This window comes from Hyphomonas neptunium ATCC 15444, assembly GCF_000013025.1.
Classification (GTDB): domain Bacteria; phylum Pseudomonadota; class Alphaproteobacteria; order Caulobacterales; family Hyphomonadaceae; genus Hyphomonas; species Hyphomonas neptunia.
This window is the reverse complement of sequence record NC_008358.1, coordinates 1,784,310-1,796,208: the sequence shown is the minus strand read 5'-3', so window position 1 is coordinate 1,796,208 and position 11,899 is coordinate 1,784,310. Positions and strand designations below refer to the sequence as shown.

The 11,899-nt window shown below is 60.1% G+C and carries 15 protein-coding genes; all 15 read right to left on the bottom strand.

The genetic code is table 11. The features are described 5' to 3' along the window. Window positions 1-4: 4 nt before the first annotated feature. Complete coding sequence (nuoK, locus tag HNE_RS08665) at window positions 5-313, bottom strand: NADH-quinone oxidoreductase subunit NuoK (RefSeq protein WP_011646759.1); 309 nt, start codon at window positions 311-313, stop codon at window positions 5-7. A gap of 3 nt (window positions 314-316) precedes the next feature. Continuing rightward, window positions 317-910: an NADH-quinone oxidoreductase subunit J gene (locus HNE_RS08660; RefSeq protein WP_011646758.1), complete on the bottom strand. Its 594-nt coding sequence runs from the start codon at window positions 908-910 to the stop codon at window positions 317-319. Window positions 911-981: 71 nt separating this feature from the next. Next, the gene (nuoI, locus tag HNE_RS08655) at window positions 982-1,467 is read right to left on the bottom strand and encodes an NADH-quinone oxidoreductase subunit NuoI (protein ID WP_011646757.1); all 486 of its coding nucleotides are present in this window, start codon (window positions 1,465-1,467) and stop codon (window positions 982-984) included. Next, the gene (gene nuoH, locus HNE_RS08650) at window positions 1,464-2,558 is read right to left on the bottom strand and encodes an NADH-quinone oxidoreductase subunit NuoH (RefSeq protein ID WP_011646756.1); all 1,095 of its coding nucleotides are present in this window, start codon (window positions 2,556-2,558) and stop codon (window positions 1,464-1,466) included. The genes nuoI and nuoH overlap by 4 nt, the downstream gene beginning before the upstream one ends. Window positions 2,559-2,567: 9 nt before the next feature. After that, window positions 2,568-4,667 carry an NADH-quinone oxidoreductase subunit NuoG gene (nuoG, locus tag HNE_RS08645; protein ID WP_011646755.1) on the bottom strand — a complete coding sequence of 700 codons (2,100 nt, stop codon included), beginning with the start codon at window positions 4,665-4,667 and terminating at the stop codon, window positions 2,568-2,570. 6 nt (window positions 4,668-4,673) lie between these two features. Then, window positions 4,674-5,072 (bottom strand): hypothetical protein, encoded by a 399-nt coding sequence (locus tag HNE_RS08640; protein ID WP_011646754.1) that lies wholly within the window; start codon window positions 5,070-5,072, stop codon window positions 4,674-4,676. A 13-nt stretch (window positions 5,073-5,085) separates the two neighbouring features. Beyond that, a complete protein-coding gene (nuoF, locus tag HNE_RS08635; RefSeq protein ID WP_011646753.1) occupies window positions 5,086-6,393 on the bottom strand; it encodes an NADH-quinone oxidoreductase subunit NuoF in 1,308 nt (435 codons plus the stop codon). A 3-nt stretch (window positions 6,394-6,396) separates the two neighbouring features. Further along, on the bottom strand, window positions 6,397-7,170 hold the full coding sequence (nuoE, locus tag HNE_RS08630) for an NADH-quinone oxidoreductase subunit NuoE (protein WP_011646752.1): 774 nt from the start codon (window positions 7,168-7,170) through the stop codon (window positions 6,397-6,399). Beyond that, complete coding sequence (locus HNE_RS08625; protein WP_011646751.1) at window positions 7,171-7,623, bottom strand: VOC family protein; 453 nt, start codon at window positions 7,621-7,623, stop codon at window positions 7,171-7,173. Next, the gene (locus tag HNE_RS08620) at window positions 7,623-7,970 is read right to left on the bottom strand and encodes an SgcJ/EcaC family oxidoreductase (RefSeq protein WP_011646750.1); all 348 of its coding nucleotides are present in this window, start codon (window positions 7,968-7,970) and stop codon (window positions 7,623-7,625) included. Before HNE_RS08620 ends, HNE_RS08625 begins: the two co-directional genes overlap by 1 nt. Continuing rightward, window positions 7,967-9,172 carry an NADH-quinone oxidoreductase subunit D gene (locus tag HNE_RS08615; protein ID WP_049755091.1) on the bottom strand — a complete coding sequence of 402 codons (1,206 nt, stop codon included), beginning with the start codon at window positions 9,170-9,172 and terminating at the stop codon, window positions 7,967-7,969. Before HNE_RS08615 ends, HNE_RS08620 begins: the two co-directional genes overlap by 4 nt. 4 nt (window positions 9,173-9,176) lie before the next feature. Further along, entirely contained in the window at window positions 9,177-9,785 is a 609-nt protein-coding gene (locus HNE_RS08610) for an NADH-quinone oxidoreductase subunit C (protein WP_011646748.1), read from the bottom strand. Window positions 9,786-9,796: 11 nt separating this feature from the next. Then, complete coding sequence (locus HNE_RS08605; protein WP_162467551.1) at window positions 9,797-10,399, bottom strand: NuoB/complex I 20 kDa subunit family protein; 603 nt, start codon at window positions 10,397-10,399, stop codon at window positions 9,797-9,799. Beyond that, window positions 10,369-10,743 (bottom strand): NADH-quinone oxidoreductase subunit A, encoded by a 375-nt coding sequence (locus tag HNE_RS08600; protein ID WP_011646746.1) that lies wholly within the window; start codon window positions 10,741-10,743, stop codon window positions 10,369-10,371. The genes HNE_RS08605 and HNE_RS08600 overlap by 31 nt, the downstream gene beginning before the upstream one ends. A 185-nt stretch (window positions 10,744-10,928) precedes the next feature. Continuing rightward, complete coding sequence (locus HNE_RS08595; protein ID WP_011646745.1) at window positions 10,929-11,897, bottom strand: ROK family protein; 969 nt, start codon at window positions 11,895-11,897, stop codon at window positions 10,929-10,931. Window positions 11,898-11,899: the final 2 nt, after the last annotated feature.

Below are 11,899 nucleotides of genomic sequence, written 5' to 3'. Positions count from 1 at the left end.
CTTATCAGCCCTTCATCAGGTCGACATTCTCAACCGAGATGTCGCGACGGTTACGGAAATATACGACGAGGATGGCAAGCCCGACCGCGGCTTCAGCGGCCGCAACGGTCAGCACAAGCATTGCGAATATCTGTCCCTCAATGGTTCCGCTGAAGACGGAAAACGCAACGAGATTGATGTTCACAGACAAAAGGATCAGTTCGATCGCCATCAAGATGACGATGATGTTCTTGCGGTTCACAAAGATGCCAACGACACCAATCGTGAACAGCGCTGCCGAGACGGCTAGATAATGAGGTAGGCCGAGTTCCATCCGTCAGATCCCCTGCCCAGGTGTTGGGTCTTTTAGGTCAACAGCGTCCACGCGCCGGCGGCCGGTCTGCTTGGCAATATCCTGGCGCTTGATATGCGGGCGGTGGCGCAGCGTGAGAACGATTGCCCCCACCATGGCGATCAACAACACAATACCCGACAGCTGGAACAGCAGAAGGTAGTCTGTGTACATTACATATCCGATCGCTTCGGCATTTGTCGGCGCGTTCGGCGAGGCATTCATGTTGCCCTCCGGTATCGCGTCGCCGGCAACAGACACCAGCGCAAGTTCCGCGAGGAGAATGACGCCGACCAGCAGCGCGAAGGGCCAATAGCGAAGGGTGCCCTGCTTCAGTTCCACGAAGTCCACGTCCAGCATCATCACGACAAACAGGAAAAGCACCGCGACGGCGCCCACATAGACAACAACCAGCAGCATCGCGAGAAACTCTGCGCCGATCAGGACGAGGAGCCCTGCCGCCGAAAAGAACGTCAGGATTAGCCAGAGCACGGAATGCACGGGATTGCGCGCCGCGATGACAAACATCGCTGCAAGCACGACAATCGCCGCAATCAATGAGAAAGCGATCAACGCCACGGCCTGTCCGCCCCTTCCTGATAAACGCCATAACCCGATTGGGCTGGCCCTGCTTCAACCCAGCGCCGCCCTTAGCGGTACGGCGCATCCAATTCCAGATTCTTGGCAATCAGCCGTTCCCAGCGGTCGCCATTCGCGAGGAGGCGCTCCTTGTCATAAAACAGCTCCTCCCGTGTTTCTGTTGCAAACTCGAAGTTTGGCCCTTCAACGATGGCGTCCACCGGGCAGGCTTCCTGACAGAAGCCGCAATAGATGCATTTCACCATGTCAATGTCGTACCGCGTCGTCCGGCGCGCCCCGTCTTCGCGAGGCTCAGCCTCAATCGTAATCGCTTGTGCGGGGCAGATCGCCTCGCAGAGTTTGCACGCAATGCAGCGCTCTTCGCCACTCGGATAGCGGCGCAGAACATGTTCGCCCCGGAACCGCGGCGAAAGCGGGTTTTTCTCAAACGGGTAATTCACGGTCGCCTTGCGCCGGAACATTTCCCGCACCGCAATCCAGGCTGCGCCCATGAAATCTGTCAGCAGCGCGCCGCGAAGTGTCTGCGCAAGGCTCATGAGAGACCTCCCACGAATGTCACATAACCTGCCACGATGATGACCGCCGCCAGCGATGTCGGCAGGAAGATTTTCCAGCCTAGACGCATCAGTTGATCATAGCGGTAGCGCGGCACGATGGCCTTCACCAGTGCGAACAGGAAGAAGCAGAACAGCACCTTGCCCATGAACCAGGCTAGCCCGGAAAGACTGAGAAGCAACGGCGGCAGATTTGCCGTCAATTCCGGTCCTAGCGAGATCGGGCCATGCCATCCCCCCAGGAAAAGGATCGTCATCATCGCGCACATGAGCACAATGTTGAGATATTCCCCGAGCATAAAGAGGAGATACGGCGTCGAACCATATTCGACCTGATAGCCCGCCACGAGTTCGGACTCCGCTTCAGGCAGATCGAAAGGTGGCCGGTTGGTTTCTGCCAACGCCGAGATAAAGAAAATCACGAACATCGGCACCATGACGACAATCAGCGGGAAATACTGAAAGCTGAACACGTGCCAGTTCTGGATGCCGCCGTCCTGGTTGTTCACGATGGTGGTCAGGTTCATCGACCCTACCAGCAGGATCACCGTGACGATCACGAAGCCGATGGATACCTCATAGGAGACCATCTGTGCCGCCGAACGTAGGGCGCCCAGGAACGGGTATTTCGAGTTTGAGGCCCAGCCGCCCATGATGATGCCATAGACACCCAGGGAAGAGATGGCGAACAGGTAGAGGACGCCAACATTCAGGTTGGCGATGACCCAACTTGTCCCGGTTGCCGTGCCTGGCGCCACCGGAATGGCCGCCCATGTCACGAAAGCCAGCGTACAGGTCAGGATCGGCGCGAGAATGAACACCGCCTTGTTGGCGCCCGCCGGAATGACGATTTCCTTCAGAAGGAATTTTCCAAAGTCGGCAAAGGACTGAAGCAGACCAAAGGGGCCGACAACGTTTGGCCCTTTGCGCATCATCACCCCTGCCCAGACCTTGCGGTCCAGCAGCAGAAGGAAGGCAATCGACAACAAGAGCACCAGGGTGAACAGGCCTATCTGGCCCAGCACCAGCAGCGGGCCCCAGAGGCTGCCAAGAGACTCGATCGCGTTGCTCATGGCGCCGCCCTACTCTGCCGCTACCGGAGTGTCTAGGCGGCTTGCCAGCGCAGAACACTCGGCCATTGTCTTGGATGCCCGTGCAATGGGGTTGGTGAGGTAGAAATCCACAGCCGGAGCAGCAAAAGACGCACTTGAGAGTGAGCTTGATACTTCGGGAACCGGCTCCGAGAGCGCCGTGACACCGCGAGCGCCTGGCGCATATCCGCGGCCCGAGAAGACGGTATTTTCGCCTTCCTTGCCGCGCAGCAGCGCGCGCAGTTGATCGGCTGTGTCATAGGGCAGCGGTTTTCCGCAAACCTCTGAAAGGGCACGGAAAATTGCCCAGCCCTCGCGAGCCTCACCTTTGGGCTGGGTGGCGCGTGTGGTCATCTGGACCCGGCCTTCGGTGTTGACGTATGTGGCAGTCATTTCGGTGTAGGCGGCGCTGGGCAGGACGATGTCTGCGCGGCTGGCGCCGGCATCCCCATGGGAGCCAACATAAATAACCTTGGCATTTCCGAGCTTTGAGAGATCGATCTCATCGGCGCCCAGCAGGATAACTGTGGAAAGACCGCCGCCGAGAATGTCTGCCGTCGCCAGACCACCTTCGGCCGGAACGAAGCCCACATCGAGCGCGCCGACGCGGCCAGCTGCCGCATGCAGGACGCCAAAACCGGCCCACCCCTCGGTCACAACGCCGACATCCTGAGACAATTTCCGGACAAAATTGGACAAATCGTGACAATCCGGGCCAACAAGCGCACGCTCGCCGACCACAATCATCGGCCGCTTGGCGTCCTTGAGCACCTTGTAGAAATCACTCGAGGCAAGCTTGCCGAGGTCGGTAGGGCCGGTGCCCAGATGTTCATACGGATAGGTGAGATCGACCGCCTCGCCCACCAGGCCGACCTTCAGGTTGCCCCAGAGCCATGACTTGCGGATGCGAGCATTCCAGACAGCGGCTTCAACGCGCGGGTTTGTGCCGATCAGCAGGAGAGCATCAGCCTCTTCCACGCCCATCAGGGTGGGGTTGAGGATGTAATGCTCACGCACGCCGGAGGTGCCGTAACCGGCGCCGGCAGGGCGGCAGTCGGTGTTCTTCACACCGAGGCTGCGAAAGAGGTCCAGAGCGGCTTTGGCCTGCTCAACCTCGATCAGGTCGCCGGCTACAATGCCGGTCTTGTCGGGGCCGACCGCGAGGGCAGCTTTCACGGCTTCGAAGGCTTCGCCCCAAGTGGCGGCGCGGAGCTTGCCATTCTCGCGAATGTAGGGCCGGTCTAGACGCTGGCGGCCGAGACCGTCCCAGACGAAGCGGGACTTGTCCGAAAGCCACTCCTCGTTCACCTCTTCGTTCAGCTCCGGCAGAATGCGCATCACGGCGTCGCCTTTGGCGTCGATCCGGATGGCGGCGCCCATGGCGTCCATCACGTCGATGGAGGAGGTCTTGCGCAGCTCCCAGGGGCGCGCGTTGAAGGCGTAAGGCTTCGAGGTCAGGGCACCGACCGGGCACAGGTCGATGACGTTACCGGAAAGCTCGGAGGTCAGCGACTTTTCGAGATAGGTGGTGATCTCGGCATTCTCGCCGCGGCTGATCATGCCCATCTCTTCGACACCCGCCACTTCGGCGACGAAGCGGACGCAGCGCGTGCACTGGATGCAGCGTGTCATGATCGTCTTGACCAGCGGGCCCATGTATTTGTCTTCGACGGCACGCTTGTTTTCCTCAAAGCGGGAGTTCGAGCGGCCATAGGCGACAGCCTGATCCTGAAGATCGCACTCGCCGCCCTGATCGCAGATCGGGCAATCGAGCGGGTGATTGATAAGCAGGAACTCCATCACGCCATTGCGGGCTTTTTCGACATAGGCGCCGCCGGTGCGCACGATGGGCGCAGAGCCATCCTGGTTCGGGCGCATATCGCCGACGATCTGGGCGCAGGAGGCGATCGGCTTGGGCGCGCCCTGCCATTCAACCAGGCACATACGGCAGTTACCCGCCACCGACAGACGCTCATGGTAACAGAAGCGCGGGATCTCGGCGCCTGCTTCCTCACACGCCTGCATGAGCGTGTAATGCTTGGGCACTTCGATTTCCTGGCCGTCGATGTTCAGCTTGAAAGTGTCGGACATGGGACTTCAGAACTCTTCGGAAGGATTGATGCGGGGCTTGCCGGGATTGTCGATGGCATTGAGGCCAATGGCGAAGCGAGAGAACAGGAACTGACCAATCAGCACACCGATGACCAGCAGATTAAGCGGCACTGCATACTCCAGCATGCCATAGAGAAAGAGTCCGGCGCTGATGAAGGAAAGCGCCATCACGCCCCAGAGGGCCTTCACATAGATGATCGCCAGAAGGGCCAGGACCGCTGACAGCGCAGACGCCCCCGCAACGATCATCACATAGAGACGCATATGCTCCGCGATCCCTCCATTCCGGGGCATCAGATAGCCCAGAATGAAGGCCACGACCGCGTGAATGGTAGCCAGCGAGAGGCACCAGGACACGATCAGGATGGCGCGGGTGAGGCTCACGTGCCGCCTTTCTCTATTCTGCTGCCGTGACCACGGCGCCCTGCACCATCGCGCGCGGCAGACGGTACTGGGTGATGCGGTCTTCGATTTCATGGCGGAAGTGGCGGATGAGGCCCTGAATTGGCCAGGCAGCTGCATCGCCAAGGGCGCAGATCGTGTGGCCTTCGACCTGTTTGGTCACATCCAGCAGCGTGTCGATCTCGTCATGCTCGGCCTCGCCGCGTGCCATACGTTCCAGCACGCGCCACATCCAGCCGGTGCCTTCCCGGCACGGCGTGCACTGGCCACAGCTCTCATGCTTGTAGAAGTAAGCCAGGCGCGCGATGGCACGGATAAGGTCTGTCTGCTTGTCCATGACGATCACGGCCGCTGTGCCCAGGCCCGATTTCAGATCCCGGAGCGTGTCGAAATCCATGTGGGCGTCCATAATCTGCTCAGCCGGAACCATAGGAACCGACGAACCGCCCGGAATGACCGCTTTCAGATTTTCCCAGCCGCCACGAATGCCGCCACAATGGGTTTCAATCAGATCACGGAAGGTGATCGACATTTCTTCTTCGACATTGCACGGCGTGTTCACATGGCCGGAAATGCAGAACAGTTTGGTGCCTGCATTGTTCGGGCGGCCAAAGCCGGCAAACCATTGCGCGCCGCGCCGCAGGATGGTGGGCGCAACGGCGATAGACTCAACGTTGTTCACCGTGGTGGGGCAGCCATAGAGGCCCGCGTTCGCCGGGAATGGCGGCTTCAGGCGTGGCTGGCCCTTCTTGCCCTCAAGGCTTTCGAGCAGCGCAGTTTCTTCGCCGCAGATATAGGCGCCGGCGCCGTGATGGACGTAGAGATCGAAATCCCAGCCATTCACATTGTCCTTGCCGATCAGCTTTGCCTCATAGGCTTCCTTGACGGCTTTCTCCAGCGCGTGGCGCTCGTTGATATATTCGCCCCGGATATAGACGTAGCAGGCGTGCGCGCGCATGGCGCGGCTGGCGACCATGCAGCCTTCGATCAACAGATGCGGATCGTGGCGCAGGATTTCGCGGTCCTTGCAGGTGCCGGGTTCGGACTCGTCGGCATTCACCACGAGATAGTGCGGGCGATCGCGCACTTCCTTGGGCATGAAGGTCCACTTAAGGCCCGTCGGGAAGCCGGCGCCGCCGCGGCCGCGCAAGCCGGACGCCTTGATCTGGTTGCAGATCCAGTCCGGCCCCTGCTCCAGCATCTCGCGTGTCAGATGCCACGCGCCGCGCTTCTTCGCAGCTTCGAGGTCCGGCGAATGAAGGCCGTAAAGGTTTGTGAAAATGCGGTCCTTGTCCTGCAACATGGCCTATTCCTTGATGTCCTTGCTGGAGGGCTCTTCGCGATCGGTATTCGTCGGCGCAGATTTTTCTGGCTGGCCGGTAGCTTCTGCCGTCGCTTCTGGCTTGGGCGCCGGCTCGGGCGCCGGGGGCTCCGGAAGGTTTGGAAGCGTACTGACGGAATTGCGGCTGCCATCGAACAGGGCAGGTTCAGTCAGTGTTGCGTTGCCCCCTTCGGGCGCGCTGTTCACGCGGTCGATCTGCGGGCCGGGCGTAACTTCCACGCCATTCTTCAGACGGCCGATGATCTGGGCCAGCGAGTCCGGCGTGAGGTCTTCGTAATAGTCGTCATTGATCTGAACCATCGGCGCATTCACGCAAGCGCCCAGGCACTCGACTTCTTCCCAGGACAGACGTTTATCGTCGGTCACATACATCTGCTTGCCGATCTCGCGGGTGCAGACTTCCTTGAGGTTTTCGGCGCCGCGAAGCTGGCAAGGCGTAGTACCGCAGAGCTGGACGTGGAATTTACCGACCGGCTGCAGGCGGAACATCGTGTAGAAAGTCGCGACCTCGTAGACCCGCATATAGGGCATTTCCAGACGGTCTGCGACTTCGCGCATGGCAGGCTCGGATAGCCAGCCATTATTGTCTTTCTGCGCCAGCCACAGCATCGGGATGACAGCCGAACGCTGCTTGTCTGCCGGGTATTTTGCCCGCCAGAATGTGATCTTCTCTTCCGTCTCGGACTTGAACGAGAAGCTGTCGCCCCCCGCCTCGAGATCAAACCGGCGCAATGCCATCTACTGCTCCTTCGCAAGCGGGATGCTGACGCGGCCCGCTTCGTCAATTGGCCAGAACGGATTGTGAGCCACTTCCCAGGCATTCCCTTCAGGGTCCGCAAAGTAGCCGGAATATCCGCCCCAGTATGTCTTGTGCGGCGGCTTGGATATTTGCGCGCCTGCGCGCTCCAGCCGCTGAAAAATCTCGTCTACTTCATCCGTAGACCGCGCATTGAATGCTAAGGCAAAGCCTTTGAAGGCGCCTTTACGGTCGTCTGCAACGCCGGCGTCGGCGGCGAGCTTGGTCTCGTCCCAGAGCCCGATCACCAGGCCGCCTGCATTGAAGAAAGCGACCTCGCCTTTGACGCCGCGATCCTCGAAACCCAAAACTTCCGTGTAAAAACGGATCATGCCGGCGAGGTCACGGACCCCGACGGTGATGACCGATACACGCTGTTCCGGCAGAACGCCCATCAGACCGCCCCTGCCCTCGCAAAGTCCACACGGGCAATCTTGCCATCCCGGAGAGTGTAGACGGCGGCCACATCAAAGGTTTCACCGCCGGGCGAGCGCTCGACCGCTTCATGGTCGATCACGGTTGTGCCCAGATCGATGCGGTTGACGAGCTTTGCGCGGTTCTGTGGGAACTGGGCGAAGAGGTCTTCGTGGCGCTTGCGGATGGCGTCGAGGCCCTTCTGGTTCACGCCACCATTGAGGGTCGCGAGCTCTGCGTCGTCAGCATAACAGGCGAGGAAGGCGTTGATGTCCTGCGCATTGTAGGCGTCAAGCTGGCGCTGGATGAGGTCGAAAGACGCGGTCAACGGTCAATCTCCCCGAACACGATGTCGAGCGTTCCGAGAACGGCCGAGACGTCGGCCAGCTGGTGGCCTTTGCAGAGATAGTCCATGGCCTGGAGGTGGGGATAGCCCGGCGCACGGATTTTGGCGCGGTAGGGACGGTTTGTGCCGTCGGCCACCAGATACACGCCGAACTCGCCCTTGGGCGCTTCGACGGCAGCGTAGCATTCGCCTTCCGGAACGTGGAAACCTTCCGTGTACAGCTTGAAGTGATGGATCAGCGCTTCCATCGAATTCTTCATGTCAGCCCGGCGTGGCGGGGAAAGCTTGGAGCCTGCCAGCAGGACTGGACCGGGGCCGTCCTTGGCCATCAGGTCGATACACTGGAGGATGATCTTCACGGACTCGCGCATCTCATCCATGCGGCAGACATAACGGTCGTAATTGTCGCCGTGGCGGCCGACCGGGACTTTGAAATCGAGTTCGCTGTAGCACTCGTAAGGCTGCGAACGGCGCAGATCCCAGGCGAGGCCCGAACCACGCACCATGACGCCGCTGAACCCCCAATCGAGGATCGTGCGCTGGTCGACTACGCCAATGTCCACGTTGCGCTGCTTGAAGATACGGTTCTCGGTGACGAGGCCTTCGATCTGGTCGAGCTTGCCGGGGAACTGGTCACACCAGGTCGCAATGTCGTCGATCAGGCGCTGGGGCAGGTCCTGGTGGACGCCGCCGGGACGAAAATAGGCCGCGTGCATCCGGCTGCCAGAGGCGCGCTCGTAGAAGACGCAGAGCTTCTCGCGCTCCTCGAAGCACCAGGTAATGGGCGTCAGGGCACCGACGTCCATCACGCCGGTGCCGACGTTGAGGAGGTGGGACATGATGCGGCCGATTTCCGAGTACATGACGCGGATGATGCTGGCGCGGCGGGGCACTTCGACACCGAGAAGCTTCTCGATGGCGAGGCACCAGGCATGCTCCTGGTTCATCGGCGCGCAGTAATCGAGCCGGTCGAAATACGGCATGCCCTGCAGGTAGGTCTTGTATTCGAGCAGCTTTTCCGTGCCGCGGTGGAGAAGGCCTATATGGCTGTCCACGCGGGTAACGATCTCGCCGTCGAGATCGAGGATCATGCGGAGCACGCCGTGAGCGGCGGGGTGCTGAGGGCCGAAGTTCAGCGTGAACTTGCGGTCGTCCATGTCTGCGATGTGCACGGTGTCGGCCATCTGATCAGCCTTCCTTCGCTTTCTCGTCGCCGGGGATGACGGTCGTCATGCCTTCCCAGGGCGAGAGGAAATCGAAATTGCGGTATTCTTGGGCGAGCTTCACCGGCTCGTAGATCACGCGCTTCTCGAGGTCGTCATAGCGCACCTCGTAATGGCCCGTCAGCGGGAAGTCCTTGCGGAGCGGCCAGCCTTCGAAGCCATAGTCAGTCAGAATGCGGCGCAGGTCGGGATGGTCGGCAAACTGGATGCCATACATGTCGAACGCTTCGCGCTCGAACCAGTTGGCGGCCGGCCAGAGGGACACGACGCTGGGCACCGCAGTTTCCTCATCGGTGCGGATACGCACGCGGATGCGGTGGTTCATGCGCATCGACAGCAGGTGGTAGACCACCTCGAAACGCTCCGAGCGCTCGGGATAATCCACGCCGCAGACATCGATGAAGGTTTCAAAGTTACATTGCTGATCGTCGCGCAGGAAGCGAAGCAGCGGGACAATATGGTCCCGCTCGGCGAGCAGCGTGAGTTCGCCGACATGGATCTGCCAACTACGCACAGCATCGGGCATGCGCCCTTCGATATGGGCGGCAAGATCGGAAAGCGCCTGAGTATCCATCATCGTCACCATCAGCGTTCGATCGAACCTTCGCGGCGGATCTTCTTCTGCAGCTGAAGGAAGCCGTAGACGAGCGCCTCAGCGGTGGGCGGGCAGCCTGGGATGTAGATATCCACAGGAACGATCCGGTCACAGCCGCGAACGACGCTGTAGCTGTAATGGTAATACCCGCCGCCATTGGCGCAGCTGCCCATCGAGATCACATAACGTGGCTCCGGCATCTGGTCGTAGACCTTGCGGAGGGCGGGCGCCATCTTGTTGGTGAGCGTACCGGCGACGATCATCACGTCCGACTGCCGCGGCGACCCGCGCGGGGCCATGCCGAAGCGCTCAAGATCGTAGCGTGGGTTGCCGGCATGCATCATTTCAACGGCGCAACAGGCGAGACCAAAGGTCATCCACATCAGCGAGCCGGTGCGTGCCCAGCTGATCAGGTCATCTGCGGCAGCGGTGAAATAGCCTTTGTCAGCCAGCTGGTCGGAGAGACCCGAATAAAACGGATCGTCATTGCCGGGCTTGAACCCGCCATCGACCCCTGCCCGCGCTGCACCGAGCGCATAGGGCTTGTAGGAGTTGTCAGACATTATTCCCACTCCAGCGCGCCACGGCGCCATTCATAGATAAAGCCGACCGTCAGGACGCCCAGGAAACCCACCATAGACCAGAAACCGAGAATACCGATCTCACCGAGGCTGACGGCCCACGGGAACAGGAAAGCGACTTCGAGGTCGAAAATGATGAAGAGAATGGCGACGAGATAGAATCGCACGTCGAATTTCATGCGCGCATCATCGAAAGCCGGGAAACCGCACTCATAGGCCGAATTCTTTTCCGGGTCCGGCTTAGAGGGCGCCAGGAGCACGTTTCCGATCACGAAAAGACCGGAAATCGCTGCACCGATCACCAGAAAGATGATGACCGGTAGATAGTCGAGGGCGAGCCGTTCAACATCCGTCATAGCGCATTTGCTCCCATTGCGTTGCCGCCCGATTAGGACGGTTTCCCGCCCGGCGCAACTGACGCTCAACTGTAATCACAGCGCCTCGCAGTATATCCTGCTGAAACGCAATTTCACGGGTCACCAAGTGCGGCTGTCGGTCACGGAGCGCGCAGGAAGCCCCTGAATTTGCGATTAATTCGCAACTAGATTCGGGAAGGCTGTTCAAAGTAGGCTGCGGCGCCAATCAGGGGCGCGGATGCATCGCGCATCAGCCACACCGGGCAAGTCTCAAGGTAGTCACTCATGGGGCCACGAGAGGTGAAGCGTTGCCGCGCGAGGGGCGTTTTCAGGAACTCAGAAATACGCTCACTGACCCCGCCCGCCAGCACGACCCCGCCCAGGGCGCCATTTGCCAGCACGAGATCACCTGCCGCGCCCATGACAGCGAGTGCCCGCACTTCAATGAGCGTTTGGAACATCTCATCGCCGTCATCCGCCCGTTGACGCATCGTTTCCGGAGACAAATTGAGACAATCGCGATCAAATATCTCACAAAATGCCCGATGAACCTCTTCAAGACCGCTGCCGGAGGCGACCAACTCATTCGACACATAGCCATGATCGCGCGCCAACAGCCGCGCCAGATCATGCTCGATGTCTGTGCGCGGCGCGTAGGCCATATGGCCACCTTCGCCCGATACGACGCTCCACTGACCGTTCGCGCCTGCCAGCAGCGTTGCCACGCCGAATCCTGTGCCCGGCCCCGCCACCAGCATCGGCGCGCCTGTCTGGGACGTTCCCGGAAGGATTTCCTCAAATGACGAGACGGAGAATTCTGGCACCGAGCGGGCCATTGCCTGGAAATCATTGATGAGGCGCACGGCCTCAAAGCCGAATCGCGCCTCCAATCCCGTCGATGAAACTTGCCATTTTGCCCGGTTTGTCAGCGTGACTTTCTGATCCCTTACAGGGCCAGCCATCGCAAAGCAGGCTACAGTTGCCCTCACGCCTGTCTTGTCCAGATACTGCTTCAGAGCATCCTCAAACGACTCGAAATCATCTCCCTGAAACTTCTGAAAATGCTCGATACTCAGAGCGCCGTTCCGGCGCGCCGCGAGGGCAAAGCGCACATTTGTGCCGCCGACATCTCCGACCAGGACGGAACCTTCCATCC

Bases quoted from the DNA above. Each gene is read 5' to 3' on its own strand.
- nuoK (WP_011646759.1), bottom strand. From the start codon at position 313: ATGGAACTCGGCCTACCTCATTATCTAGCCGTCTCGGCAGCGCTGTTC.
- nuoI (WP_011646757.1), bottom strand. From the start codon at position 1,467: ATGAGCCTTGCGCAGACACTTCGCGGCGCGCTGCTGACAGATTTCATG.
- nuoH (WP_011646756.1), bottom strand. From the start codon at position 2,558: ATGAGCAACGCGATCGAGTCTCTTGGCAGCCTCTGGGGCCCGCTGCTG.
- nuoG (WP_011646755.1), bottom strand. From the start codon at position 4,667: ATGTCCGACACTTTCAAGCTGAACATCGACGGCCAGGAAATCGAAGTG.
- nuoF (WP_011646753.1), bottom strand. From the start codon at position 6,393: ATGTTGCAGGACAAGGACCGCATTTTCACAAACCTTTACGGCCTTCAT.
- nuoE (WP_011646752.1), bottom strand. From the start codon at position 7,170: ATGGCATTGCGCCGGTTTGATCTCGAGGCGGGGGGCGACAGCTTCTCG.
- HNE_RS08625 (WP_011646751.1), bottom strand. From the start codon at position 7,623: ATGGGCGTTCTGCCGGAACAGCGTGTATCGGTCATCACCGTCGGGGTC.
- HNE_RS08615 (WP_049755091.1), bottom strand. From the start codon at position 9,172: ATGGCCGACACCGTGCACATCGCAGACATGGACGACCGCAAGTTCACG.
- HNE_RS08610 (WP_011646748.1), bottom strand. From the start codon at position 9,785: ATGGATACTCAGGCGCTTTCCGATCTTGCCGCCCATATCGAAGGGCGC.
- HNE_RS08605 (WP_162467551.1), bottom strand. From the start codon at position 10,399: ATGGCGCCGTGGCGCGCTGGAGTGGGAATAATGTCTGACAACTCCTAC.
- HNE_RS08600 (WP_011646746.1), bottom strand. From the start codon at position 10,743: ATGACGGATGTTGAACGGCTCGCCCTCGACTATCTACCGGTCATCATC.
- HNE_RS08595 (WP_011646745.1), bottom strand. From the start codon at position 11,897: ATGGAAGGTTCCGTCCTGGTCGGAGATGTCGGCGGCACAAATGTGCGC.